General features: G+C 41.5%; 28 protein-coding genes. 26 read left to right on the top strand and 2 right to left on the bottom strand.

The features are described 5' to 3' along the window. The first annotated feature begins 11 nt into the window (after window positions 1-11). The 5 genes from sufD (at window position 12) to HMPREF9188_RS06060 (ending at window position 5,928) form a co-directional block, all read left to right on the top strand. The gene (gene sufD, locus HMPREF9188_RS06080) at window positions 12-1,274 is read left to right on the top strand and encodes a Fe-S cluster assembly protein SufD (protein ID WP_009730263.1); all 1,263 of its coding nucleotides are present in this window, start codon (window positions 12-14) and stop codon (window positions 1,272-1,274) included. Between the two features lie 10 nt (window positions 1,275-1,284). Beyond that, on the top strand, window positions 1,285-2,511 hold the full coding sequence (locus HMPREF9188_RS06075; protein ID WP_009730262.1) for a cysteine desulfurase: 1,227 nt from the start codon (window positions 1,285-1,287) through the stop codon (window positions 2,509-2,511). Next, window positions 2,498-2,938 carry a Fe-S cluster assembly sulfur transfer protein SufU gene (gene sufU / locus HMPREF9188_RS06070; RefSeq protein WP_009730261.1) on the top strand — a complete coding sequence of 147 codons (441 nt, stop codon included), beginning with the start codon at window positions 2,498-2,500 and terminating at the stop codon, window positions 2,936-2,938. Before HMPREF9188_RS06075 ends, sufU begins: the two co-directional genes overlap by 14 nt. Before the next feature lie 53 nt (window positions 2,939-2,991). After that, a complete protein-coding gene (gene sufB, locus HMPREF9188_RS06065) occupies window positions 2,992-4,404 on the top strand; it encodes a Fe-S cluster assembly protein SufB (RefSeq protein ID WP_000797070.1) in 1,413 nt (470 codons plus the stop codon). 126 nt (window positions 4,405-4,530) lie between these two features. Further along, window positions 4,531-5,928 carry an APC family permease gene (locus HMPREF9188_RS06060; RefSeq protein WP_001020303.1) on the top strand — a complete coding sequence of 466 codons (1,398 nt, stop codon included), beginning with the start codon at window positions 4,531-4,533 and terminating at the stop codon, window positions 5,926-5,928. Between the two features lie 22 nt (window positions 5,929-5,950). On the opposite strand, the gene HMPREF9188_RS06055 is transcribed toward HMPREF9188_RS06060, so the two are convergent. Continuing rightward, window positions 5,951-6,799 (bottom strand): YitT family protein, encoded by an 849-nt coding sequence (locus HMPREF9188_RS06055; RefSeq protein ID WP_000619962.1) that lies wholly within the window; start codon window positions 6,797-6,799, stop codon window positions 5,951-5,953. 143 nt (window positions 6,800-6,942) lie between these two features. Here HMPREF9188_RS06055 and HMPREF9188_RS06050 point away from each other — a divergent pair, with 143 nt between their 5' ends. Then, a complete protein-coding gene (locus HMPREF9188_RS06050; RefSeq protein ID WP_000195447.1) occupies window positions 6,943-7,779 on the top strand; it encodes a DegV family protein in 837 nt (278 codons plus the stop codon). Between the two features lie 106 nt (window positions 7,780-7,885). Continuing rightward, window positions 7,886-8,161 carry an HU family DNA-binding protein gene (locus tag HMPREF9188_RS06045; protein WP_001284630.1) on the top strand — a complete coding sequence of 92 codons (276 nt, stop codon included), beginning with the start codon at window positions 7,886-7,888 and terminating at the stop codon, window positions 8,159-8,161. Between the two features lie 278 nt (window positions 8,162-8,439). Here HMPREF9188_RS06045 and HMPREF9188_RS06040 read toward each other — a convergent pair whose 3' ends face one another. Next, the gene (locus HMPREF9188_RS06040; protein ID WP_000204722.1) at window positions 8,440-9,426 is read right to left on the bottom strand and encodes an L-lactate dehydrogenase; all 987 of its coding nucleotides are present in this window, start codon (window positions 9,424-9,426) and stop codon (window positions 8,440-8,442) included. Between the two features lie 194 nt (window positions 9,427-9,620). On the opposite strand from HMPREF9188_RS06040, the gene gyrA reads away from it, so the two are divergent. From gyrA to HMPREF9188_RS05945, 19 genes are all read left to right on the top strand, one after another. Beyond that, a complete protein-coding gene (gyrA, locus tag HMPREF9188_RS06035; RefSeq protein ID WP_009730259.1) occupies window positions 9,621-12,089 on the top strand; it encodes a DNA gyrase subunit A in 2,469 nt (822 codons plus the stop codon). Beyond that, on the top strand, window positions 12,089-12,835 hold the full coding sequence (locus HMPREF9188_RS06030; protein WP_000018514.1) for a class A sortase: 747 nt from the start codon (window positions 12,089-12,091) through the stop codon (window positions 12,833-12,835). Before gyrA ends, HMPREF9188_RS06030 begins: the two co-directional genes overlap by 1 nt. A gap of 74 nt (window positions 12,836-12,909) precedes the next feature. Beyond that, entirely contained in the window at window positions 12,910-13,326 is a 417-nt protein-coding gene (locus HMPREF9188_RS06025; RefSeq protein ID WP_000464449.1) for a hypothetical protein, read from the top strand. 26 nt (window positions 13,327-13,352) lie between these two features. Continuing rightward, complete coding sequence (locus tag HMPREF9188_RS06020) at window positions 13,353-13,982, top strand: hypothetical protein (RefSeq protein WP_009730258.1); 630 nt, start codon at window positions 13,353-13,355, stop codon at window positions 13,980-13,982. A gap of 131 nt (window positions 13,983-14,113) precedes the next feature. Continuing rightward, on the top strand, window positions 14,114-14,317 hold the full coding sequence (locus tag HMPREF9188_RS06015) for a hypothetical protein (RefSeq protein ID WP_009730257.1): 204 nt from the start codon (window positions 14,114-14,116) through the stop codon (window positions 14,315-14,317). 37 nt (window positions 14,318-14,354) lie between these two features. Then, window positions 14,355-14,696, top strand: a complete 342-nt coding sequence (locus tag HMPREF9188_RS06010) for a hypothetical protein (protein ID WP_009730256.1) — start codon at window positions 14,355-14,357, stop codon at window positions 14,694-14,696. Window positions 14,697-14,818: 122 nt separating this feature from the next. After that, window positions 14,819-15,166, top strand: coding sequence for a hypothetical protein (locus HMPREF9188_RS06005; RefSeq protein ID WP_009730255.1), 348 nt, complete (start codon window positions 14,819-14,821; stop codon window positions 15,164-15,166). A gap of 125 nt (window positions 15,167-15,291) precedes the next feature. Beyond that, the gene (locus HMPREF9188_RS06000; protein ID WP_000254787.1) at window positions 15,292-16,089 is read left to right on the top strand and encodes a formate/nitrite transporter family protein; all 798 of its coding nucleotides are present in this window, start codon (window positions 15,292-15,294) and stop codon (window positions 16,087-16,089) included. Between the two features lie 149 nt (window positions 16,090-16,238). Next, window positions 16,239-17,519, top strand: a complete 1,281-nt coding sequence (locus HMPREF9188_RS05995; RefSeq protein WP_000196306.1) for an O-acetylhomoserine aminocarboxypropyltransferase/cysteine synthase family protein — start codon at window positions 16,239-16,241, stop codon at window positions 17,517-17,519. 94 nt (window positions 17,520-17,613) lie between these two features. Continuing rightward, window positions 17,614-18,888, top strand: coding sequence for a DUF2130 domain-containing protein (locus tag HMPREF9188_RS05990; RefSeq protein WP_009730254.1), 1,275 nt, complete (start codon window positions 17,614-17,616; stop codon window positions 18,886-18,888). Window positions 18,889-18,898: 10 nt separating this feature from the next. After that, complete coding sequence (truB, locus tag HMPREF9188_RS05985; protein WP_009730253.1) at window positions 18,899-19,777, top strand: tRNA pseudouridine(55) synthase TruB; 879 nt, start codon at window positions 18,899-18,901, stop codon at window positions 19,775-19,777. A 112-nt stretch (window positions 19,778-19,889) separates the two neighbouring features. After that, complete coding sequence (gene udk / locus HMPREF9188_RS05980; RefSeq protein WP_009730252.1) at window positions 19,890-20,528, top strand: uridine kinase; 639 nt, start codon at window positions 19,890-19,892, stop codon at window positions 20,526-20,528. Between the two features lie 128 nt (window positions 20,529-20,656). Continuing rightward, complete coding sequence (gene xseA / locus HMPREF9188_RS05975) at window positions 20,657-21,997, top strand: exodeoxyribonuclease VII large subunit (RefSeq protein WP_009730251.1); 1,341 nt, start codon at window positions 20,657-20,659, stop codon at window positions 21,995-21,997. Next, window positions 21,975-22,187, top strand: coding sequence for an exodeoxyribonuclease VII small subunit (locus tag HMPREF9188_RS05970; RefSeq protein WP_000043226.1), 213 nt, complete (start codon window positions 21,975-21,977; stop codon window positions 22,185-22,187). Before xseA ends, HMPREF9188_RS05970 begins: the two co-directional genes overlap by 23 nt. Beyond that, window positions 22,184-23,059: a polyprenyl synthetase family protein gene (locus tag HMPREF9188_RS05965; RefSeq protein WP_009730250.1), complete on the top strand. Its 876-nt coding sequence runs from the start codon at window positions 22,184-22,186 to the stop codon at window positions 23,057-23,059. The genes HMPREF9188_RS05970 and HMPREF9188_RS05965 overlap by 4 nt, the downstream gene beginning before the upstream one ends. Continuing rightward, window positions 23,052-23,867: a TlyA family RNA methyltransferase gene (locus tag HMPREF9188_RS05960; RefSeq protein ID WP_009730249.1), complete on the top strand. Its 816-nt coding sequence runs from the start codon at window positions 23,052-23,054 to the stop codon at window positions 23,865-23,867. The genes HMPREF9188_RS05965 and HMPREF9188_RS05960 overlap by 8 nt, the downstream gene beginning before the upstream one ends. Then, complete coding sequence (locus HMPREF9188_RS05955; RefSeq protein WP_001034409.1) at window positions 23,860-24,291, top strand: arginine repressor; 432 nt, start codon at window positions 23,860-23,862, stop codon at window positions 24,289-24,291. Before HMPREF9188_RS05960 ends, HMPREF9188_RS05955 begins: the two co-directional genes overlap by 8 nt. Before the next feature lie 6 nt (window positions 24,292-24,297). Further along, a complete protein-coding gene (gene recN, locus HMPREF9188_RS05950; RefSeq protein WP_009730248.1) occupies window positions 24,298-25,965 on the top strand; it encodes a DNA repair protein RecN in 1,668 nt (555 codons plus the stop codon). Continuing rightward, window positions 25,966-26,694 (top strand): metallophosphoesterase family protein, encoded by a 729-nt coding sequence (locus tag HMPREF9188_RS05945; protein WP_009730247.1) that lies wholly within the window; start codon window positions 25,966-25,968, stop codon window positions 26,692-26,694. Window positions 26,695-26,741: the final 47 nt, after the last annotated feature.

Here is a 26,741-nt window from a genome sequence, read left to right as displayed (position 1 = left end):
AGGAGAAGTAAATGACTAAAGAAACTATTAAACTTTTTTCAGAAATGCACGCTGAACCAAGCTGGTTGTCCGACCTCCGTCAAAAAGCTTTTGATAAGATTGAGAGTTTGGAATTACCAGTTATTGAGCGTGTGAAATTTCACCGTTGGAATTTGGGAGATGGAACCATTACTGAAAGTGAACCATCAGCAAATGTTCCTGACTTCACAGCTCTAGACAATCACTTGAAATTGGTACAAGTAGGAACGCAGACTGTTTTTGAGCAAACTCCAGTTGAGTTGGCTGAACAAGGTGTTATATTTACAGACTTCCACTCAGCTTTAGAAGAAATTCCAGAACTTGTAGAAGAATTCTTCATGTCATCTGTCAAGTACGATGATGACAAGTTGGCGGCCTACCACACAGCTTACTTTAATAGTGGCGCTGTTCTCTACATTCCTGATAATGTTGAGATTGCAGAACCAATCGAAGGGATTTTCTACCAAGACAGCGACAGCGACGTGCCATTTAACAAGCATATTCTTATCATTGCTGGTAAAAACTCTAAAATAAGCTATCTTGAACGTCTAGAGTCACGAGGTGGAGGCAGTGCAAAAGCAACTGCCAATATCACAGTTGAAGTGATTGCTCGTTCTGGTGCGCAAGTGAAATTTGCTGCCATTGACCGTCTAGGTGAAAATGTCACTGCCTACATTAGCCGTCGTGGTAAACTAGGCAACGATGCAAGCATTGACTGGGCAATCGGTGTCATGAACGAAGGAAATGTTGTTGCTGACTTTGATAGCGACTTGATTGGGAATGGTAGCCATGCTGACCTTAAAGCCGTAGCTCTTTCAAGTGGTCGTCAGGTACAAGGGATTGATACGCGAGTGACTAACTACGGATGCAATTCTATCGGAAATATCCTCCAACATGGGGTTATCCTTGAAAAAGCAACTTTGACCTTCAATGGTATCGGTCACATCATCAAGGGCGCTAAGGGAGCGGATGCGCAACAAGAAAGCCGTGTTCTCATGCTTTCAGACCAGGCTCGTTCAGATGCTAACCCAATTCTTTTGATTGACGAAAATGACGTTACTGCAGGACACGCGGCCTCTATCGGTCAGGTGGATCCAGAAGACATGTACTATCTCATGAGCCGTGGCTTGGATAAAGCAACTGCAGAACGTTTGGTTGTCCGCGGTTTCCTTGGATCTGTAATCGTAGAGATTCCAGTCAAGGAAGTTCGTGACGAAATGATTGCAACTATCGAAGAAAAATTGTCAAAACGCTAAGGGGAAGCCTATGTTAGATGTAGAAGCGATTCGCAAGGATTTTCCAATTTTGGACCAGATTGTCAACGATGAACCTCTGGTCTATCTGGACAATGCTGCGACGACACAAAAACCACTAGCAGTTCTTGAAACGATTAACCGCTACTATGAGAAAGACAATGCCAACGTTCACCGTGGTGTTCATACCTTGGCTGAGCGAGCAACAGCTTCTTATGAAGCTGCTCGTGAAACCATTCGTAAGTTTATCAATGCAGGCTCTACAAAGGAAGTTCTCTTTACCAGAGGAACGACAACCAGTCTTAACTGGGTGGCACGCTTTGCTGAGGAAATTTTGACTGAGGGAGACCAGGTCTTGATTTCTATCATGGAACACCATTCTAATATTATTCCTTGGCAGGAAGCCTGCCGTAAGACTGGAGCAGAGCTTGTCTATGTTTATCTCAAGGACGGTGCCTTGGATATGGATGACTTGCGAGCTAAATTGACTGATAAGGTTAAATTTGTTTCCCTAGCTCATGCTTCCAATGTTCTTGGTGTGGTCAATCCGATCAAGGAAATCACTCAATTAGCCCACCAAGTTGGAGCTATCATGGTGGTGGATGGTGCTCAATCTACGCCTCATATGAAGATTGATGTCCAGGACTTGGATGTGGACTTCTTTGCCTTTTCGGGTCACAAGATGGCTGGTCCGACTGGTATCGGTGTTCTGTACGGAAAAGAGAAGTATTTAGAACAAATGTCACCAGTTGAGTTTGGTGGAGAGATGATTGATTTCGTCTACGAGCAATCTGCTAGTTGGAAGGAATTGCCTTGGAAATTTGAGGCTGGAACGCCAAATATGGCGGGGGCAATCGGACTTGCTGCTGCAGTAGATTATCTTGAAAAGATTGGCATGGATGCCATTGAAGCTCATGAACAGGAATTGATTGCGTACGTCTATCCAAAACTGCAGGCAATTGAGGGATTGACCATTTACGGTTCTCAGGACTTGTCTCAACGTTCAGGTGTTATTGCCTTTAACCTAGGTGATCTTCATCCTCACGATCTTGCGACTGCTTTGGATTATGAAGGAGTAGCCGTTCGTGCGGGTCACCACTGCGCCCAACCTTTGCTCCAGTATTTGGACGTCCCAGCAACTGCTCGTGCAAGTTTTTATATCTACAATACCAAGGCAGATTGCGACAAACTAGTCGATGCCTTACAAAAGACAAAGGAGTTTTTCAATGGCACTTTCTAAACTAGATAGCCTTTATATGGCAGTGGTAGCGGACCATTCGAAAAATCCACATCACCAAGGGAAGTTGGATGATGCTGAGCAAATCAGTCTCAATAATCCAACCTGTGGGGATGTCATCAACCTCTCTGTCAAGTTTGACGCAGAGGACCGTTTGGAAGATATCGCTTTTCTAAACTCGGGTTGTACTATCTCAACTGCCTCTGCTAGTATGATGACAGATGCCGTTTTAGGGAAGACCAAGCAAGAAATTCTAGAACTTGCAACCATCTTTTCTGAAATGGTTCAAGGTCAAAAGGATTACCGTCAAGACCAACTTGGAGACGCGGCATTCTTATCAGGTGTTGCCAAATTCCCGCAACGGATTAAGTGTGCAACTCTAGCTTGGAACGCTCTTAAGAAGACAATTGAAAATCAAGATAACAGATAAGACAAGTTTCTTTTGTCTTATAAATCATTAGAAATGAAGAAAGAAAGGATATTATGGCTGAAGAAAGAGTAGAACCAAAACCAATTGACCTTGGTGAATATAAATTTGGTTTCCATGATGATGTAGAGCCTGTCCTATCGACAGGAAAAGGACTCAACGAAGGTGTTATTCGTGAATTATCTGCTGCCAAGGGGGAACCTGAGTGGATGTTAGAATTTCGTTTGAAGTCTTATGAAACCTTCAAAAAAATGCCCATGCAAACATGGGGAGCAGATTTGTCAGAGATTGACTTTGATGACTTAATCTACTACCAAAAACCATCTGATAAACCTGCTCGTTCTTGGGATGAAGTTCCTGAAAAAATCAAAGAAACCTTTGAACGTATCGGGATTCCAGAAGCTGAGCGTGCCTATCTAGCTGGAGCTTCTGCCCAGTATGAGTCAGAAGTAGTTTACCATAACATGAAGGAAGAATTTGAGAAGTTAGGTATCATCTTTACAGATACAGATTCTGCCCTCAAGGAATACCCAGATTTGTTTAAACAATACTTTGCCAAGTTGGTACCGCCGACTGATAACAAGTTGGCAGCCCTCAACTCGGCAGTGTGGTCTGGTGGAACCTTTATCTACGTACCAAAAGGGGTCAAGGTAGATATTCCGCTTCAAACTTACTTCCGTATCAACAACGAAAATACAGGTCAGTTCGAGCGTACCTTGATTATCGTTGATGAGGGAGCAAGCGTCCACTACGTAGAAGGATGTACAGCACCAACATATTCAAGCAATAGCTTGCACGCTGCCATTGTAGAAATCTTTGCTTTGGATGGAGCTTACATGCGCTATACAACCATCCAAAACTGGTCTGATAATGTCTATAACTTGGTAACAAAACGTGCCAAAGCCTTGAAAGATGCGACTGTTGAGTGGATTGATGGTAACTTGGGTGCCAAAACAACCATGAAATACCCATCTGTTTACCTAGATGGAGAAGGTGCGCGTGGAACCATGCTCTCCATCGCCTTTGCTAATGCAGGGCAACACCAAGATACGGGTGCCAAGATGATTCACAACGCTCCACATACAAGCTCGTCTATCGTGTCTAAATCCATCGCTAAAGGTGGAGGAAAGGTGGACTACCGTGGACAAGTAACCTTTAACAAGAACTCTAAGAAATCTGTTTCTCATATCGAGTGTGATACCATTATCATGGATGACTTATCAGCGTCAGATACCATTCCATTTAATGAAATCCACAACTCGCAAGTTGCATTGGAGCACGAAGCCAAGGTATCTAAGATTTCAGAGGAACAACTCTATTACCTCATGAGCCGTGGATTGTCAGAATCTGAGGCGACCGAGATGATTGTCATGGGATTTGTAGAGCCCTTCACAAAAGAACTTCCAATGGAATACGCGGTTGAGCTGAACCGCTTGATTAGCTATGAAATGGAAGGTTCAGTCGGATAAGAATATGCAAAATCTGAACAGGAATCCTTTCTGTTCAGAATTTTTTTCAAAAAAGAACCTAATAAATATTCACAAAAATGCTTTTATATGGTAAAATAAAACAATTACATTTAGTGGAGATGAAGTATGAATATTTTTAGAACCAAGGATGTTAGTCTGAGACAGACAGAGATGCGTCGCCATTTGAAATTGTGGGATTTGATTCTATTGGGAATCGGTGCTATGGTAGGGACGGGGATTTTCACCATTACAGGAACAGCGGCGGCTACTCTAGCTGGTCCCTCACTAGTGATTTCCATTGTGATTTCTGCCTTATGTGTTTCTTTATCAGCTCTCTTTTTTGCAGAATTTGCCTCTCGTGTACCTGCAACTGGAGGTGCTTATAGTTATCTCTATGCGATTTTAGGAGAATTGCCAGCCTGGATTGCTGGCTGGTTGACCATCATGGAATTCATGACAGCTGTTTCAGGTGTGGCGTCTGGCTGGGCAGCTTACTTTAAGGGCTTACTCAGTGATTATGGTATCTCCATGCCCCAAGCCTTAAATGGCACCTTCAACCCTGAACAAGGAACCTATATCGACCTTCTACCTATTTTGGTGCTGACCTTGGTAACAGGATTGGTTTTATTAAATTCCAAGGCAGCCTTACGCTTTAATTCGCTTCTAGTAATCTTGAAATTCTCTGCTCTAGCCTTATTTATCCTAGTTGGTATTTGGTACATCAAACCTGAAAATTGGTCGAATTTTGCTCCTTTTGGCTTTGGCCAGATTTATGGAGGAAGCACTGGGATTATGGCAGGTGCATCTTTGATGTTTTTTGGGTTTCTCGGATTTGAGTCTATTTCCATGGCAGTTGATGAAATCCAAAGCCCGCAAAAAAATATTCCTCGTGGAATTGTACTTTCTCTGACAATCGTCACCATTCTCTATGCCTTGGTAACCTTAGTATTGACAGGGATTGTTCACTACAGTAAGCTCAATGTGGACGATGCAGTAGCATTTTCATTACGGAGTATTGGTATCGGTTGGGCAGCTAACTATGTTTCGCTTGTAGCCATTCTAACCCTGATAACGGTATGTATTTCCATGACTTATGCTTTGTCTCGAATGATATATAGCTTAGCACGTGATGGACTTTTACCTCAAAGTTTCAAACAACTAAGCAAGACCAGTCGCGTTCCTAAAAATGCGACCCTCTTAACAGGAGTTGTTTCAGCCCTTGCTGCCGGAGTGTTTCCTCTAGCCAGTATTGCAGCCTTCCTAAATATCTGTACGCTAGCTTATCTCATTTTACTAGCCTACGGAATAATAAAACTCAGAAAAGATAAGGGTATGCCCCAAAAAGGAGAGTTTAAAACTCCTTTGGTGCCACTTTTGCCAATCCTTTCCATCCTTATCTGTGTTTCCTTTATGCTTCAATATAGTCTAGATACCTGGATTGCCTTTGGCATTGCTCTTGTAGTTGGTCTAGTCATCTACTTTACTTATGGTTATCATCATTCAACCCTCACAGAAGAAAAATAAAAGCTGGGAATTCCCAGCTTTTTTAATCTTTCACATAAGTAAATCCTTCACCCAGAATTTCATGAGCCTCAGTGATGGTGATAAAGGCTTGAGGGTCGATTTTGTGAATCATATCTTTCATTTTTACGATTTCGTTTCGACCGACGATACAGTAGATAATTTTTAAATCCTTTTTGCTGTAGTATCCTTGACCAGATATAAAGGTAACGCCACGGCCAAGCTCCTCATTAATCTTATCAGCCAGTTGGTCAGGATATTGAGTAATGATGATAAATCCTTTGCCAGCGTAACCCCCTTCGCCAATCAGGTCAATAACGCGAGCGATGATGAAGTCAAACAAGAGAGTGTAGGTCACAAGACGGAGATCTTGGAAAATAAGCAGAATTAACATTAAAATGAAAAAGTCAATTCCAAAAAGCAATTTCCCAATCGAAATATTGGTGTATTTGTTAAGGATGCGGGCAACGATATCAGAGCCACCAGTGGTTCCACCAGCATTAAAGATAATTCCTAAACCAACTCCCAGTAAAACCCCTGAGACCAAAGCGACAATGATGAGATCCCCTTGCAAGTCGATGTGCAAAGGAATACGCTCAAAAATTGCTAGCCAAACGGAAAGTGAAATAGATCCTAAAAGACTGGAGTAGAGGGTCTTAGGTCCAAATATTTTCCAAGCTAGGATAAATAAAGGGATATTAATCAAGAGATTCATCAATGAGACAGGGATTTTAAAAAGATAGTAGGTAATCAAGGTGATACCTGTCGCCCCTCCCTCAAATAGATGATAAGGAACAACAAAGTAGGTGAGACCAAAGGCATAGATAGCTGCTCCAAATATAATCGTAATAATCGGTTGAACTTTTCGAATCATAGCTGTTCCTCGCTTTTCTATAGATAGATTATACCAAAAATTCAGTTTTTTTAATTGGATTACTTATGATTTTTTATCATTTTTTTGATATAATAAGAGTGAAAAATCCCAATCCTATTGAGAAGAATAGAAAGATTGAACTTATGACACAAGTAAAAATTGTAACGGACTCTTCTGTTACTATCGAACCAGAAGTAGTTAAAGAATTAAATATCACTATTGTCCCCTTATCAGTTATGATTGATGGCGTACTCTACTCAGATGCTGATCTAAAAGAGGGGGAATTCCTTCATCTCATGCAACAAAGCAAGAATCTCCCTAAAACGAGTCAACCACCTGTGGGAGTGTTTGCTGAAGTCTTTGAAGAGCTGGGAAAAGATGGCAGTCAGGTTGTTGCTATTCATATGTCTCATGCCTTGTCTGGAACGGTTGAAGCTGCTCGCCAAGGCGCAAGTCTCTCAAGTTCAGATGTGACTGTTATTGATAGTTCCTTTACAGATCAGGCTATGAAGTTTCAAGTTGTTGAAGCTGCAAAACTTGCTAAAGAGGGTAAAGATTTAGAAACTATTCTAGCACATATAGAAGAAGTGAAGAATCACACAGAGCTTTATATCGGTGTTTCGACTCTAGAAAACCTAGTGAAAGGTGGGCGTATTGGACGTGTGACGGGACTACTAAGCTCACTATTAAATATTCGTGTAGTGATGCAGATGAAAAACCACGAACTCCAACCAATCGTCAAAGGACGTGGTGCGAAAACTTTCAAAAAATGGCTTGAAGAGTTAACGGTGGCCCTTACTCATAAATCAGTTGCAGAAATTGGAATTTCCTATGCTGGAACGAATGAATGGGCAAATGAGATGAAGAGTTTATTGCAAGCCTATGTTGAGAAACCAATCTCTGTACTGGAAACTGGCTCTATTATTCAAACTCATACTGGAGAAAATGCTTGGGCAATTCTAATCCGCTATAATTCCTAAAAAAATAGAGAAAAATGTTTGAAATAGTGTTTTTGACTTGACCTATGGGCGATTTTAGGATATGATTATATTTGTTAATCAGAAATTATTTGGAGGATTTGTTAACATGGCAAACAAACAAGATTTGATCGCTAAAGTGGCAGAAGCTACAGACTTGACTAAGAAAGATTCAGCAGCAGCAGTTGACGCTGTATTCGCAGCAGTAACTGAATACCTTGCAGCTGGTGAAAAAGTTCAATTGATTGGTTTTGGTAACTTTGAAGTTCGTGAACGTGCTGCACGTAAAGGTCGCAACCCACAAACTGGTAAAGAAATCGAAATCGCAGCTTCTAAAGTTCCAGCATTCAAAGCTGGTAAAGCTCTTAAAGACGCTGTTAAATAATGAATTTAGAAAAAGCCTATTGTATCAAGCTTTCTAGCTTGGTCAATAGGCTTTTTTTGTTGCTTTGGGGCATTTTGGGGGCAAAGACGAAAACTTTTTCATGACACATACCACTGTTGATTTCATTTCTTTAGTTATATATGTATAAATTTAGGTATTTTTCAACTGAGTCTTTGATATGATATATAACTTCTGAGATAAGTAGTCTTTTGAAAAATAGGGCTTAAGCCTTTACAGTAAAAGAAAAAAGGTTCCCATGTTTGGGAACCTTCTTTTAATTAGTTTTTAGAAGCTGCTTGGAATTCAGGGTTTTTCCATGCTTCATCAATGATAGCTTGCAATTCTTTAGCAGATGCTTGCATTTTTTGAGTTTCAGCGTCGTTCAATGGGATGTTTACTGGACGAACGATACCGTGTGCACCAACAACAGCTGGTTGACCGATAAAGACGTTTTTAACACCGTATTGACCTTCTTGGAAGACTGAAAGTGGAAGTACTGCATTTTCGTCATCAAGGATTGCTTTTGTGATACGAGCAAGTGCTACTGCGATACCGTAGTAGGTAGCTCCTTTTTTGTTGATGATTGTGTAGGCAGCGTCACGAACACCTTCGAACAATTCAATCAATTCAGCTTCTTGAACGTTTTGAGTATCTTTAAGGAATTCTTCAAGGTTTACACCAGCGATGTTGGCATGTGACCAAACCGCAAATTCAGAATCTCCGTGTTCACCCATGATGTAGGCGTGAACTGAACGAGCATCAACATCCAATTTTTCAGCAAGTGCTTGACGGAAACGTGCTGAGTCAAGTGAAGTACCTGAACCGATAACACGTTCTTTAGGGAATCCAGAGAATTTCCAAGTTGAGTAAGTCAAAACGTCAACTGGGTTAGCCGCAACAAGGAAGATACCATCAAAACCTGATTCAACAACTTGTGTTACAATTGATTTGTTGATAGCCAAGTTTTTACCTACAAGGTCAAGACGAGTTTCACCTGGTTTTTGAGGAGCACCTGCAGTGATAACAACAAGATCAGCGTCTGCACAGTCAGAGTATTGAGCAGCGTAGATTTTTTTAGGTGAAGTGAAGGCAAGGGCGTGGCTAAGGTCAAGCGCATCACCAACAGCTTTTTCGTGTAATTGTGGAATTTCGATAATTCCAAGCTCTTGTGCAATTCCTTGGTTAACAAGTGCAAAAGCGTAAGATGAACCTACGGCACCGTCACCAACAAGGATCACTTTTTTGTGTTGTTTAGTTGAAGTCATTATCTAAACATCTCCTTCATTTTTTTTTAGGGGAATCCCCAGACACTTTCATTCTATCACTTTTAAAAAACTTTGTCACGAATATTCTATTCGGTTATCGATGTAAACGTTTTAGTGGTTTTCAAAGACTGAAATGAAGGACAAATTATGGTATAATATATCTAATTACTAATAGTGAAATGAGGCATTTATTAATGCAGGATAGAAATTTAGTGAATGTCAATCTGACAAAGGAGATGAAGACCAGCTTTATCGATTACGCTATGAGTGTTATCGTTGCGCGGGCTCTTCCTGATGTTCGAGATGGTTTAAAACCTGTTCACCGCCGTATTCTTTACGGAATGAATGAACTAGGTGTTACACCAGACAAACCTCATAAAAAATCAGCCCGTATTACAGGGGATGTTATGGGTAAATACCACCCACACGGGGATTCATCTATTTATGAAGCCATGGTTCGTATGGCTCAGTGGTGGAGCTACCGTTACATGCTTGTCGATGGGCATGGAAACTTTGGTTCCATGGATGGAGACGGTGCTGCAGCGCAGCGTTACACCGAGGCACGTATGAGCAAGATTGCTCTTGAAATGCTTCGTGACATCAATAAAAACACAGTTGATTTCGTAGACAACTACGATGCTAACGAACGTGAACCCTTGGTTTTGCCAGCTCGTTTTCCAAACCTTTTGGTCAATGGGGCAACTGGTATCGCTGTTGGGATGGCAACCAATATCCCACCTCACAACCTGGGTGAAACCATTGATGCGGTGAAATTGGTCATGGACAATCCTGAAGTGACGACTAAGGACTTGATGGAAGTTTTACCTGGTCCAGATTTTCCAACTGGTGCCCTTGTCATGGGGAAATCAGGTATCCACAAAGCTTATGAGACTGGTAAAGGTTCCATTGTCCTCCGTTCTCGAACAGAGATTGAGACGACTAAGACAGGGCGTGAGCGCATCGTGGTAACAGAATTTCCTTATATGGTCAATAAAACCAAGGTACATGAGCATATCGTTCGTTTGGCGCAAGAAAAACGAATTGAGGGAATTACAGCTGTACGTGATGAGTCTAACCGCGAAGGCGTTCGCTTCATTATCGAAGTGAAGCGTGATGCTTCTGCAAATGTCATCCTCAATAACCTCTTCAAGATGACCCAGATGCAAACCAACTTTGGTTTCAATATGCTTGCTATTCAAAATGGCGTACCAAAGATTTTGTCCCTTCGTCAAATTTTGGATGCTTATATCGAGCACCAAAAAGAAGTGGTTGTTCGCCGTACTCGTTTTGACAAGGAAAAGGCAGAAGCGCGTGCGCACATCTTAGAAGGCCTTTTAATCGCGCTAGACCATATCGACGAAGTGATCCGCATCATCCGTGCTAGTGAAACGGATGCGGAAGCACAAGCTGAGTTGATGAGCAAGTTTAAGCTTTCTGAACGTCAAAGTCAGGCTATCCTTGATATGCGTCTTCGTCGTTTGACAGGATTGGAACGCGATAAGATTCAGTCTGAATATGATGAATTGATTGCCTTGATTGCAGACCTAACCGATATTCTTGCTAAACCAGAACGCGTAGTGCAAATCATAAAAGATGAATTAGATGAAGTAAAACGTAAATTTGGTGACAAACGTCGTACCGAGTTGATGGTTGGAGAAGTCTTAACTCTTGAAGATGAAGACTTGATTGAGGAGTCAGATGTCTTAATCACTCTTTCTAACAAGGGCTATATCAAACGTTTGGACCAAGGTGAATTTACTGCTCAAAAACGTGGTGGTCGTGGAGTCCAAGGTACAGGAGTTAAGGATGATGACTTTGTGCGTGAGTTGGTTTCAACCAGCACCCATGATCACTTGCTCTTCTTTACCAATAAAGGTCGCGTATACCGACTAAAAGGTTATGAAATTCCTGAATACGGTCGCACGGCCAAGGGATTGCCGGTTGTCAATCTTTTGAAGCTGGATGAAGGGGAGAGCATACAAACCATCATTAATGTTAAATCTGAACGTAGTGATGACGCCTATCTCTTCTTCACAACCCGTCACGGTATCGTGAAACGAACCAGTGTTAAAGAATTTGCTAATATCCGTCAAAATGGACTTAAAGCTTTGAATCTTAAGGATGAAGATGAACTGATTAATGTCTTGCTGACAGAAGAAGATACAGATATCATCATTGGTACTAAGTTTGGTTATGCCGTTCGCTTTAATCAATCAGCCGTTCGTGGTATGAGCCGTATCGCGACAGGTGTCCGAGGTGTTAACCTCCGTGATGGAGACACTGTAGTTGGTGCTAGTGTCATCACTGACCAGGACGAGGTCCTTATCATCACTGAAAAAGGTTATGGTAAACGTACTCTTGCAACTGAATATCCAACAAAAGGTCGTGGTGGTAAAGGGATGAAGACAGCCAATGTTGCTGAGAAGAATGGTCCTCTGGCAGGTCTCCTCACTGTTAAAGGTGATGAAGACCTGATGATTATCACGGATACAGGGGTCATGATTCGAACAAACGTTGCCAATATTTCACAAACAGGACGCTCAACTATGGGAGTTAAGGTGATGCGTCTAGACCAGGATGCCAAGATTGTGACCTTTACAACGGTGGATGCGGTAGAAAAAGAAGAAGTTGGGACTGAAAACGAAACAGAAGGTAAAGCATAATGTCTCATAAAAAAACGAAAAGTAAGAAGAATAAGCGTAGGAATCTATTTCTCAATATTTTAGCGGTTTTCTTAATTCTTTTATCCTTAGCTTTGATTTTTAATTCAAAGATTCGAGATCTCTTTATGGTGTGGAACACCAATAAATACCAAGTCAATCAGGTTACTAAAGAAAATATAGATGAAAATCTCAAAACAGAAGGAAATTTTGATTTTGATTCGGTTAAATCTATCTCATCTGAAGCAGTTCTAGCCGCTCAGTGGGACGCTCAGAAGCTTCCTGTTATTGGAGGAATTGCTATTCCCGAAGTGGAGATTAACTTGCCAATTTTCAAAGGGTTGGATAATGTAAACTTGTTCTACGGAGCAGGAACCATGAAACCAGACCAAAAAATGGGAGAGGGCAACTATTCTCTAGCGAGTCACCATATCTTTACTGCTGAAAATGCCAGTCAAATGCTCTTCTCACCTTTAGTTAACGCTAAAGCGGGCATGAAAATTTACCTGACCGATAAGGATAAGGTTTATACTTATGAGATTACGGAAGTTAAACACGTTACTCCGGACCGAGTAGATGAAATCGAAGATCGTGAAGGAGTTAAGGAGATTACGCTGGTAACTTGTGTGGACTATAATGCGACTGAGCGTATAATTGTTAAGGGGATTTTTAAAGAATCAAAAGCTTATTCAGAGACTTCTGAGGATATTTTGAAGGCCTTTAATCAACCGTATAGACAACGTTATTAACCTCAAAAACCAGTGAAATTGCTTCTTCACTGGTTTTTTCTCAAATAGAGTCATCATTCAAAGGAGAATAATACATGTTCGAATATTTTTGGATTGGAATGAAAATGATGTGGGAAAGTCCTGTCTTTAGTTTTGCCTTTTACTTATTAACCTCTATTCTTTTACTAATCTTTTGGCGACGTTTTATAATTGTCCGTCGTAGTGGTGGTAATTTTTTTGCCCCATTTCACATTGCCAATGGGAGACTTTATATTCACAATGCTTTCGTATTTGTGAAGCGAATCATTCCGCTGAATAACATCAAAAGGATTGAAGTCAAATATATTCGAAGTGTCAAATTGAATGGGGCAAGGTATCATGTGTTTATTGAACAGAAAAACAGAAAGACTCTATCATTTTTCTGTGGCAAATCAAAACAGAATGATCTCCTTGTGAAGAATCTAAAGAATGAAACTAAAAACTACCATATTAGAATTGTAATAGATGGATAAGTGTTTAGTTTAAGAAAGGAATGATCATGGATAAGCTACAAGAAGTCAGAGAAAATGAACAGTTAAGGACCTTACTGATGACTGAATGTGATATTTATTTTTATGACAAGATAAGTGAAGTCCAGTTTTCAGGGAACAATGAGGAATACTCTCTTGCCTGTAAGGCATTTGCCCAGGATGGCAGTGGGGGCGAATATGTTTTTCTTGAAGATAACAGCATAGGCTTTATCGGAAGTGAGGGCCAAGTGGGAAGAGTAGCAGAAAGTCTGGATGACTTACTGACATTCCTACTTCACGCAGGTTGTATTTCGGATTTTAGCTGTCAGTATCTTTATCAGAATACAGACTTATTGAAAGCATTTTGTAAAGGTTATGTGTCTAAAATACGAGAAAGCTATCAGATTAAGCAGGAAGATTGGGATCAGATACGAGGAAATATGGCTCAAAAACTATCACTTGATTTCAATCCTAAAAAACTAGAAGAAGTAGCCATGACATTTTATCAAGCGGCGACAAGGAAGCCTGTCTTTTCCTGTAAGCATATAGACGGTGAAGAAGAATATACCTGTGATTCAGTCTTGTCGAACATTGTGGGCTTGTGGACGACAGAACTTGTAGGAATGAGTAGAGAAGAAATCGAAAGCTATAAAACTTGATAATGTATGATGCTTGCAAGATGATCATTCAACTTTAATGGTATCTTTTCAATGTGATAGGAAACTGGTCAGTAGGTTGAAAGGTTTATCGTAAGTAACCGAAGGATGCCTGGCATAAGAGAGGATAGATAATGAGTCAGTTAAGAGAAAAGTCTTTCGTTACGCTCAAAGAAGACATAACAAGTAGTTTTCCATTTGACAAGGATCTTCCTATGATATTCTTGGGAGAAATTGCCAATATGGCTGGACACGGAATCTTCATAGGGAAATCTGGGAAGTCTTATTCTGGATATCATATTTCACATTTTAGAGAACTAAGTGAAGATGAGATATAGGACTTTCGCAGTAGGAAAAATAGATGAGGAGTTGACAATGAATAATCAGATTGACTTGGTACTTCCAAACCTATACGCAGAATTCTTGAGTAAAATCGACAAAGCAGGAGAGTTGATAATAGAGAATACAGGCATCACCTTATACTCAAGACTAGATTTGTTAGAAAAAAACCCCACCTACCAAATAGAAGAGTGGGAACCTGATTTTTTCCTGATTGGGAAAGATGGGGATGTCGCTTTTTTTATAAAGAAAGATTCTGACGACACTATTTATATGAATGATTTGGGGACATTAGATTCACTGGAAATGAAACCCATATCTTTGAATATTTTCGAGTTTGTGAAACAAGCGAGTGAACATTATGATGATATCTTCTAATCATTGCAAGTGTTGTTATTTTATCGTACGCGTGTGTGGAAGACATTTTTATGAAATCATTTGAACATTTTGATTAATGTTAATAAATTTTTAGTAAATGATAATGATTTGGAGAGTGAACAATGAATTTTGATGAGAGTTTACAGCAATACACTTATGAGCATGAAGGAGTGACCTTTGTTTGGGACGAAGAGCCTGATTGTGACTTTATAGATAAAGTTGAACTGTTATCAAAAAATTATCAGGAAAATCTCAATAGAATTATCAACTTCATGCTAGCTGATCTTAAGGAAATGTATGGAGAAGTCAGCGAGGAAGATGTGAAGAACAAACTGGGGAAACCTATCATTGACTACAATCAAGGAACAGTTAGTTATTGTGAGCAAACCTTCGATGACTGGCACCTATTTGAGTTTGAATTTTTGGATGATCAATTTGAAACATTGAAATGTTTTTCTGTTAATGGGTAAAGGAGAGATTTATGGAATTCCTCCAATGCCTTGATTTTCTTTGTAGAAAACGTATACAAGAAAGGCTTTTCAAAATGCGTGCTTTATGTTATAATATTCACAAATAAAAGTTTAGGAGTTTTTTTATGGTCTCTTCAGAATTTATCTCAAAGATTGAATTTGCTTGTAAGAAGAAAGAAAGTCTTTATAGCCAAAGTAAGTTTAAGTATGCGATTCGTTCCATGTTTGCAGGTGCCTTTTTAACATTTAGTACGGCTGCGGGCGCAGTTGGGGCTGACTTGATTAATAAGATCGCACCAGGCAGTGGACGCTTCCTCTTCCCATTCGTTTTTGCTTGGGGATTGGCCTACATTGTTTTCTTGAATGCTGAGCTAGTAACTTCAAATATGATGTTTTTGACAGCTGGTAGTTTCTTGAAAAAAATCTCTTGGAGAAAAACAGCTGAGATTTTACTTTACTGTACCTTGTTCAATCTCATCGGAGCTTTGATAGCAGGTTGGGGCTTTGCCCACTCAGCAGCATATGCAAATCTAACACATGATAGCTTCATTTCAGGGGTTGTAGAGATGAAGTTAGGTCGTTCCAATGAGTTAGTCTTACTTGAAGGTATTTTAGCCAATATCTTTGTAAACATTGCCATTCTTTCATTTGTTTTGGTGAAAGACGGTGGGGCCAAACTTTGGCTTGTCTTATCAGCAATTTACATGTTTGTATTCTTAACAAACGAACACATTGCGGCGAACTTTGCTTCTTTCGCGATTGTTAAGTTCAGTGTTGCAGCTGATTCAATTGCTAACTTTGACATACCTAATATTCTTCGTCACTGGGGTGTAACCTTTGTCGGGAACTTTATCGGAGGAGGTCTCTTGATGGGCTTGCCTTACGCCTTCCTCAACAAAAACGAAGATACTTATGTAGATTAAAAAACAGGCACGAGTTAATCGTGCTTTTTTGTTTGAGACGTAAGACTAGTCATAGTTGTTCCTTATATCAAAATATAGAAAAACGGTATTGGAAAAGACTAGCCCAAGATGGTACAATATCCGTAATGAAGCTATTTGGAGGTCGTCTTATGACTCGTGATTTTAAATTTGAAACTCTACAATTACATGCTGGGCAAGTAGTTGATCCAGCAACTAAGTCTCGTGCAGTACCGATTTATCAAACAACATCCTTCGTTTTTGATGACACGCAGGAAGGTGCAGATCTGTTTGCCTTGAGAAAACCAGGCAATATCTATACTCGTATTACCAACCCTACAACAGCGGCATTTGAAGAAAGAATAGCCGCTCTTGAAGGTGGTGTTGGAGCACTAGCGACAGCATCAGGTATGGCTGCTGTAACCTACACTATTTTGGCGCTTGCTCACGCAGGTGACCATGTGGTAGCGGCGTCAACTATTTACGGTGGGACCTTTAACCTCTTGAAGGAAACCCTTCCTCGTTATGGGATCACAACTACCTTTGTGGATGTGGATAATTTGGAGGAAGTTGAAGCAGCTATCGGTGACAATACCAAACTTGTCTTGATTGAAACCTTAGGGAATCCCTTGATTAACATTCCTGACTTGGAAAAATTGGCTGAGATTGCGCATAAACACCAGATTCCTCTCGTTTCTGACAATACTTTTGCCACACCATATTTGATTAACGTTTTCTCTCACGGTGTAGATATTGCCATTCACTCAGCAACTAAGTTTATTGGTGGACATGGTACGACTATTGGCGGTGTCATCGTGGACAGTGGTCGTTTTGATTGGGAAGCGTCAGGGAAATTCCCTCAATTTGTTGAGGAAGATCCTAGCTACCACAACTTGAGCTATACTCGTGATGTTGGGGCAGCAGCCTTTATCATCGCTGTTCGTGTCCAATTGCTCCGTGATACTGGTGCAGCCTTGTCGCCATTTAATGCCTTTCTCTTGCTCCAAGGGCTTGAAACTCTCTCTCTTCGTGTCGAACGCCATGTGCAAAACGCAGAGAAAATTGTTGATTTCCTTGTCAACCATCCTAAGGTAGAGAAGGTAAATTATCCAAAACTTGCTGACAGTCCTTACCATGCCTTGGCTGAGAAATATTTGCCAAAAGGTGTTGGTTCAATCTTTACCTTCCATGTTAAAGGTGGAGAGACAGAGGCTCGCAAGGTGATTGATAATTTGGAAATCTTCTCTGACCTTGCAAACGTAGCAGATGCCAAATCGCTTGTTGTCCATCCAGCGACAACCACTCACGGTCAGTTGTCAGAAAAAGATCTAGAAGCAGCAGGTGTCACACCAAACCAAATCCGCTTGTCTATCGGTCTTGAAAATGTAGAGGATTTGATTGAAGATTTGCGTTTGGCCTTGGAAAAAATTTAAAGTAACAGATATAAACAGTGGGTTTCGACTCGCTGTTTTTGATTTTCCCTCAGGCATGATATAATGGTTACAGAAGTCTAGAAAGAGGAAGGTTATGAACGAAATCAAATGTCCCAACTGTGGGGAAGTCTTTACAGTAAATGAAAGTCAGTATGCCGAACTTTTATCCCAAGTGAGAACAGCTGAGTTTGATAAGGAATTACACGATCGAATGAAGCAGGAGCTGGCCTTGGCTGAGCAAAAGGCCATGAATGAGCAACAGTCTAAACTGGCTCAAAAAGACCAAGAAATCGCGCAACTGCAGAGTCAAATCCAAAACTTTGATACAGAGAAAGAGTTAGCTAAGAAAGAAGTGGAACAGACAAGCCATGAGGCCTTATTAGCAAAGGAAAAGGAAGTGCAGGCCTTGGAAAGCCAATTGGCCACCTTGCGTTTAGAGCATGAAAACCAACTCCAAAAGACTCTCTCTGATTTAGAAAGAGAGCGTGATCAGGTCAAAAACCAGCTCCTTTTGCAAGAAAAGGAAAATGAGTTATCTCTAGCTTCCCTCAAGCAAAATTACGAAGCCCAGCTTAAGGCAGCCAGTGAGCAAGTCGAATTTTATAAGAATTTCAAAGCCCAACAATCCACAAAAGCTATCGGTGAAAGTCTGGAACAGTATGCAGAGAGTGAGTTTAACAAGGTTCGTAGTTTTGCCTTTCCAAATGCCTACTTTGAGAAGGATAACAAGGTCTCTGCGCGTGGTTCTAAAGGCGACTTTATCTTCCGTGACTTTGATGAAAATGGGTTAGAATTCATTTCTATCATGTTTGAGATGAAAAATGAAGCGGACGGAACAGAGAAGAAGCATAAGAATGCAGATTTTTACAAGGAATTGGACAAGGACCGTCGGGAGAAGAACTGTGAGTATGCTGTTTTGGTAACCATGTTAGAAGCAGATAACGATTACTTTAACACGGGTATCGTGGATGTCAGTCATGAGTATGAAAAGATGTATGTGGTCCGTCCTCAGTTCTTTATCCAGTTGATCGGTCTTTTGCGAAATGCTGCGCTCAATTCTCTAAAATACAAGCAGGAGTTAGCGCTTGTTCGTGAGCAGAATATCGATATCACCCATTTTGAAGAAGACTTGGATGCCTTTAAACAGGCTTTTGCCAAGAACTACAACTCAGCTTCAACCAACTTTGGAAAAGCTATCGATGAAATCGATAAGGCCATCAAACGGATGGAAGAGGTCAAGAAATTCCTTACAACATCCGAAAACCAACTCCGCTTAGCTAACAATAAGCTGGAAGATGTTTCAGTTAAAAAATTGACTCGCAAAAATCCAACTATGAAAGCTAAGTTTGAAGCGCTGAAGGGGGAGTAGAAAGCAACACATGAACGGTATTATCAACTTAAGAAAAGAAGCAGGGATGACCTCGCATGATGCGGTTTTTAAACTGCGTAAGATTTTGGGAACCAAGAAGATTGGTCATGGTGGGACCTTGGATCCGGATGTAGTGGGTGTTTTGCCCATTGCGGTTGGCAAGGCGACTCGTATGGTCGAATTTATGCAGGATGAGGGCAAGGTCTACGAGGGGGAAATCACTCTCGGCTATTCAACAACGACCGAAGATGCCAGTGGTGAAGTGGTCGCAGAGACACCCGTTTTATCACCCTTGGATGAAACCATTGTCGATGAAGCCATTGCTAGCCTGACTGGGCCTATTACTCAGATTCCGCCTATGTTTTCGGCAGTCAAGGTCAATGGTCGCAAGCTCTATGAGTATGCGCGTGCTGGTCAGGAAGTGGAGCGTCCAGAACGTCAAGTGACCATTTATCAATTTGAACGGACAAGTCCGATTTCTTATGATGGTCATCTTGCACGCTTTACTTTTCGTGTAAAATGCAGTAAGGGAACCTATATCCGTACCTTGTCAGTTGACTTGGGAGAGAAACTGGGTTATGCGGCTCATATGTCCCATTTAACACGGACTAGTGCAGCCGGTTTACAGCTAGAAGATGCTCTTACCTTGGAAGAAATTGCTGAAAAAGTGGAAGATGGGCAACTGGACTTTCTCCATCCTCTAGAGATTGGGACAGGGGATCTTGACAAAGTTTCCCTAACTCCAGAACAGGCTACAGAAGTTCGTTTTGGTCGTTTTATCGAGTTAGAACAGTCGGATAAAGAATTGGCCGCCTTTGAGGGAGATAAATTGCTAGCTATTCTAGAAAAACGTGGTAATCTCTATAAGCCAAGGAAGGTTTTTTGCTAGTCTAGCTAAGTGCAAGTATTAGAATTGTTACCCATAATCTATCCAAAATCAGACTATAAATTTTACAAAAAATATGATAGAATAGACGACGGATAAAAAAACGGAGGATAGCATGCAAAATAGACCAATCATTATCGGAGTGACAGGTGGTTCTGGTGGTGGTAAGACCAGTGTTTCAAGAGCCATTTTATCTCACTTTCCTGATGAAAAGATTTCCATGATTGAGCATGATTCTTACTACAAGGATCAGTCTCACTTGACCTTTGAAGAGCGTGTCAAAACCAACTACGACCATCCATTTGCCTTTGATACAGACTTGATGATCGAGCAGATTAAGGAATTGTTGGCAGGGCGCCCGGTGGACATTCCAACTTATGACTATACAGAGCATACACGGAGTAGCAAGACCTATCGTCAGGAGCCTCAGGATGTCTTTATCGTTGAGGGGATTCTGGTCTTGGAGGACAAGCGTCTGCGCGATTTGATGGATATCAAGATTTTTGTGGATACAGATGATGATGTGCGTATTATTCGTCGGATCAAGCGTGATATGGAAGAGCGTGGACGTAGCCTTGACAGTGTCATTGAGCAGTACTTAGGTGTAGTTAAACCTATGTACCACCAGTTTATCGAGCCGACCAAGCGCTATGCGGATATCGTCATTCCTGAAGGGGTCAGCAATACCGTTGCTATCGACCTTTTGACCACCAAAATTGCAAAGATTTTGGAAGAAGCACGAAACAGCAAATAATCAGATGAGGAGGCCTAGCCTCCTTTTTCTATTTTTCCTTTGGTTTCAGTATGCAAAAGGAGATTTTTAATCATCTTTTTGGTATAATAATACCCATGGAAAAGCAAGAAAATGAATAGTAGGTGGAGATGGAAAAGTATTTATCGGTAACAACTTTGACTAAGTATCTGAAAATGAAATTCGATAAAGACCCTTACTTGGAACGGGTCTATTTAACTGGTCAAGTTTCCAACTTTCGTAAACGACCTACTCACCAATATTTCTCCCTAAAAGATGATCACGCGGTCATCCAAGCGACCATCTGGTCAGGGATCTATCAGAAATTAGGCTTTGACCTCGAAGAAGGAATGAAGATCAATGTGATTGGGCGTGTTCAGGTTTATGAGCCAAGTGGGAGCTACTCTATCATCATTGAGAAGGCTGAACCTGATGGGGTTGGTGCGCTTGCGATTCAGTTTGAACAACTCAAGAAAAAATTGACAGAAGAAGGCCTGTTTCAAGAACGGTTCAAGCAGCCTCTGCCCCAGTTTGCTAAGCGTATCGGCGTAGTAACCAGTCGCAGTGGAGCCGTTATTCGAGATATTATCACAACCGTCAGCAGACGTTTTCCTAGTGTCGATATCCTTCTCTATCCGACCAAGGTGCAAGGAGATGGAGCAGCAGAGGAAATAGCACGGAATATTGCTCGTGCCAATCAGCGTGAGGATCTAGATGTCCTCATCATTGGTCGTGGTGGGGGTTCCATCGAGGATCTCTGGGCCTTTAACGAAGAGATTGTGGTACGGGCTATTTTTGAATCTCGCTTGCCAATCATTTCTAGTGTGGGGCATGAGACGGATGTGACCTTGGCAGATTTTGTAGCGGATCGCAGAGCGGCGACCCCAACGGCTGCAGCTGAACTGGCAACACCTGTCACTAAGTTGGATCTCTTGACGCATTTGCAGAATCAAGAAAAACGATTGGCAACAGCGGTTCAGAATGTCCTGTCAAGGAAAAAAGAAGCTCTGAAAAAATGCAGTCAGTCAGTCATCTTTAGACAGCCAGAGCGCTTGTATGATGGTTATTTGCAACGGTTGGATCAGCTGCAACTGCGATTAAAACAAAGTTTGCGAACGCGGATTTCTGATAGCAACCAATTAGTACAAGCTAGAACACACCGACTGGTACAATTATCACCTGTTACCAAAATCCAGCGTTATCAAGACCGTCTAGGTCAGTTGGACAAGCTCCTACGTAGCCAAATGGCTCTGGTTTATGATGCCAAGGTCGCTGAAGTGAAGCGACTTTCAGAAGCCCTGCTGATGCTGGATACCAGTCGAATCGTGGCGCGTGGCTATGCTATTGTCAAAAAAGAAGAGTCCGTAGTAGATTCGGTTGAGAAGTTAAAGAAAAAAGACCAAGTAACGCTTTTGATGCGAGATGGTCAGGTAGAATTAGAGGTTAAAGATGTCAAAACAAAAGAAATTTGAGGAAAATCTAGCAGAGCTGGAGACCATTGTCCAAAGTTTGGAAAATGGTGAAATTGCTCTGGAAGATGCGATTGCGGCCTTTCAAAAGGGCATGGTCTTATCAAAAGAACTCCAAGCGACGCTAGACAAGGCTGAAAAGACCTTGGTCAAGGTCATGCAAGAAGACGGAACAGAAAGTGATTTTGAATGAAGAAGCAAGAAAAATTAGCTCTTGTGGAGTCTGCTTTGGAAGACTTTTATGGAGACCAGCAGTTTGCTTCTAGTTTGCGAGAGTCCGTTCTCTATTCCATTCATGCTGGTGGCAAGCGTATTCGACCTTTTCTCTTGCTAGAAGTTCTGGAAGCCTTGCATGTTGCTATTAGACCAGCACACGCGCAGGTGGCTGCGGCTTTGGAAATGATTCATACAGGAAGCTTGATTCATGATGATCTTCCTGCTATGGATGACGACGATTATCGTCGTGGACGCTTGACCAATCATAAGAAATTTGGCGAAGCGATGGCCATTTTGGCTGGAGATGCTTTGTTCCTAGATCCTTATGCCTTGATTGCGCAGGCAGATTTGCCAAGTCAGATCAAGGTGGACTTGATAGCCAACTTATCCCTTGCGTCAGGTAGTTTGGGCATGGTGGCAGGGCAGGTTCTGGACATGGAGGGTGAACGTCAGCACTTGTCCTTGGAAGAACTTCAGACCATTCATGCTAATAAAACAGGTAAGTTACTTGCCTATCCTTTCCAAGCAGCTGCTATCATAGCTGAATTAGCACCAGAAATTCAAGCAAAATTGAAAACGGTTGGTGAATTGATTGGGCTGGCCTTTCAAGTTCGAGATGATGTGCTGGATGTGACAGCTAGTTTTGAGGAAATCGGGAAGACTCCACAAAAGGATTTGCAGGCAGAAAAGTCAACCTATCCAGCCTTGTTGGGTTTGGAGGAGGCGATTGCCTTTTGTAACCAAACCTTGGATCAAGCTAATGAAAAATTAGAAGAAATTTCCCAGCAAGTCAGCTTTGAAACAGAGGCGATTGTGAAAGTAGTAGAAAGTTTGAGAATCAATGGCTAAGGAAAGAGTGGATGTACTAGCTTATAAACAGGGCTTGTTTGAAACACGCGAACAAGCCAAGCGTGGTGTCATGGCTGGTCTGGTTGTAGCTGTCCTCAATGGGGAGCGTTTTGACAAACCAGGAGAGAAAATCCCAGATGACACTGAGCTAAAACTCAAGGGTGAAAAACTCAAGTATGTCAGTCGAGGTGGTCTAAAACTGGAGAAGGCCTTGCAGGTCTTTGATTTGTCAGTTGAAGGAGCGACAACGATTGATATTGGAGCCTCCACTGGAGGATTTACCGATGTCATGCTTCAGAGTGGTGCTGAGTTAGTCTTTGCAGTTGATGTTGGTACCAATCAGTTGGCTTGGAAATTACGTCAAGACCTTCGGGTTATCAGTATGGAGCAGTTCAATTTCCGCTATGCTGAAAAGACTGATTTTGAGCAGGAACCAAGTTTTGCCAGTATTGATGTGAGTTTCATTTCCCTCAGTCTGATTTTGCCTGCCTTGCACCGTGTCTTGGTTGATCAAGGTCAGGTGGTAGCACTTGTCAAACCTCAGTTTGAAGCAGGTCGTGAGCAGATTGGAAAGAATGGAATCATTCGAGATGCCAAGGTTCATCAAACTGTCCTTGAATCTTTCACTGCTATGGCGGTTGAACAAGGTTTTTCAGTTCTTGGATTAGACTATTCACCTATCCAAGGTGGACATGGAAACATCGAATTTCTGGCATATTTGAAAAAGGAAGACAGAGCAAGTAACCAAGTTGCCCCTGAAATAGAAAAAGTTGTAGAGAGAGCGCATAGAGAATTTAAAGATGAATAAAAAAGAAAGACTTGAAAAAATTAGAAGATTTGTTACGGATTATCAAATCGGGACTCAGGAAGAAATCGTTGAGTACTTGAGGGAAGCAGGTATTTCTGCTACGCAAGCCACTGTCTCAAGGGACATCAAGGAGCTTGGTATTGTTAAAATTCCTTTGAAGAACAACACCTATATCTATGAGTTGCCAAAATCAATCGTCAAAAGTTTGCAGTTGGCTGAGGACAATATTGTGAGTTCTGAGTTAATGGGAAATATGATCAACCTTTCTGTCATCCCTGGAAATACCATTTTTGTGAAGAGTCAGTTGGTTGAAGCATTTTCTGAACAGATTTTTAGCTGTCTAGCGGATGATGATTCTATCTTAATTGTAGCTAGAACAGCAGAGGCAGCTGAGGAAATTGTTGAACAAGTCAAAAAATGGTAGGTCAGTATGTTACTTGAAATTTCGATAAAAAACTTTGCCATTATTGAGGCGATTTCCCTCAATTTTGAAAAGGGTATGACTGTTTTGACCGGGGAAACGGGTGCTGGAAAGTCTATCATTATCGACGCTATGAATCTCATGTTGGGGGCTCGTGCAACGACAGACGTTATTCGTCACGGTGCGCCAAAGGCAGAGATTGAGGGGCTTTTCTCGGTTGAAAACAGTCGCCTTTTACAGGAACTTTTTGATGAGCAAGGTTTGGAATTGGGCGATGAAATCATCATTCGCCGTGAAATTCTCCAAAACGGACGTAGTATTAGTCGCGTCAATGGGCAGATGGTCAATCTTTCTGTCCTGCGTGCAATTGGGCAACACCTTGTAGATATCCATGGTCAGCATGACCAAGAGGAGTTAATGCGTCCACAACTTCATATCCAAATGTTGGATGAGTTTGGTGATACTGCCTTTTTTGAGCTTAAACAAGCCTATCAGACAAGCTTTGACGCCTATCGCAAAATGCGTAAACAAGTTCTTGAAGTCAAGAAAAATCAGCAGGAACATAAGGCTCGTATTGAGATGTTGGAATTTCAAATGGCAGAGATTGAGACAGCAAACTTGCAGGCTGGTGAAGACTTGGCTCTCAACCAAGAACGAGATAAACTCCTCAATCATAAAAATATAGCGGATACGCTAACTAATGCCTATAGCATGTTGGACAATGAGGAGTTTTCTAGCCTAGCTAATGTTCGTTCAGCCATGAATGACATGGAAAGTGTTGAAGAATACGATCCTGAATACCGTGAAATTTCAAGTTCTCTGTCTGAGACCTACTATGTTTTAGAAGATATTAGCAAGCGTTTGGAAGATATTATTGATGACTTGGATTTTGATGGTAATCGTCTCATGCAGGTTGAGAATCGCTTAGACCTTCTGAATACTATTACCCGCAAGTACGGTGGGACTGTAGACGATGTTTTGCTTTATTTTGCCAAGATTACGGATGAGTACAATCTCTTGACGGGTAATAACCTTTCTTCTGAAGACATGGAAGCAGAGCTCAAGAAATTGGAAGTTAATCTTGTTGATTTGGCAGGGCAGCTTGCATCTGCTCGTCATGATTTGGCCCAGCAGCTCGAAGCTGAGATTAAACAAGAACTTCAGGATCTCTATATGGAGAAGGCACAGTTCCAGGTTCGCTTTAGCAAGGGCAAATTTAGTCGTGAGGGGAATGAAACGGTCGAGTTTTACATTTCTACTAACCCGGGTGAGGACTTTAAGCCTTTGGTCAAAGTTGCGTCCGGTGGGGAATTATCCCGTCTCATGTTGGCTATCAAGTCTGCCTTTTCTCGTAAAGAAGGCAAGACCAGTATTGTCTTTGATGAGGTGGATACTGGAGTTTCAGGTCGTGTGGCCCAAGCCATTGCTCAAAAGATTCATAAGATTGGCCAGCATGGTCAGGTTCTTGCTATCTCTCACTTACCTCAAGTAATTGCGATTGCGGATTATCAATTCTTTATTGAGAAGATTAGTGATGAGCATTCTACGGTGTCGACGGTTCGTCTCTTAACTTTAGAAGAGCGAGTAGAGGAAGTTGCTAAGATGTTGGCCGGGGAGAATGTAACCGAAGCTGCCCTTACCCAAGCCAGAGAATTATTGCAAACGAGGGAGAAATAAATGACAGACTATTATGTAATTGGAGATGTCCATGGAAAAGCAGGTATGCTGGAAGACCTTCTCAAAACATGGGATGGTCACACCCAGTTGCTTTTTCTAGGGGATTTGATTGACCGAGGTGAAGATAGCCGCCGTGTTCTAGAAATGGTCAAGGACTTGGTGGACAATCAAGGGGCTATCTGTCTATCAGGCAACCACGAGTATATGTTTTTAACTTGGTTGGACAATCCCGAAGAAAGCTATGACCACTATCGTCGAAATGGTGGTGATACAACCATTAACTCGATCCTAGGTCGTCCCTTGGATGCACCTGTGGATGCAGTTGAAGACGCTAAACGAGTCAAGACGGAAGCAGCAGATTTAGTTGAATTTATTCGTCAGATGCCTTTTGTTGTTGAGACAGACAAGTATATCTTTGTTCATGCTGGTATTGATTTGACCTTGGAAGACTGGCATGAAACGACTGATTACAAGAAAGTCTGGCTCAGAAAGCCATTCCATGAAGCTGAAAATCATACCGGGAAAACCATTGTTTTTGGGCATACACCAGTTTATGGTTTGCTGAAGCAAGACCGAGGTACTGCTGAGCTTTGGATAACAGAAGATGGTAAGATTGGCATGGATGGAGGAGCTGTTTATGGTGGTGTCCTTCATGGAATTGTCTTTACTGACCAAGGCATGACAGAACACCACTTTATTGAAAATGATGGCTTTATTGCCGAAGATTAGTACTCCTAGCAGGGTATGGTCTTGTCAAAATGTTAAAAACAATTTAT

Source organism: Streptococcus sp. F0441 (assembly GCF_000314775.2).
Lineage (GTDB): Bacteria > Bacillota > Bacilli > Lactobacillales > Streptococcaceae > Streptococcus.
The sequence above is the reverse complement of the archived record's forward strand: the minus strand, read 5'-3'. Positions and strand labels throughout refer to the sequence as shown.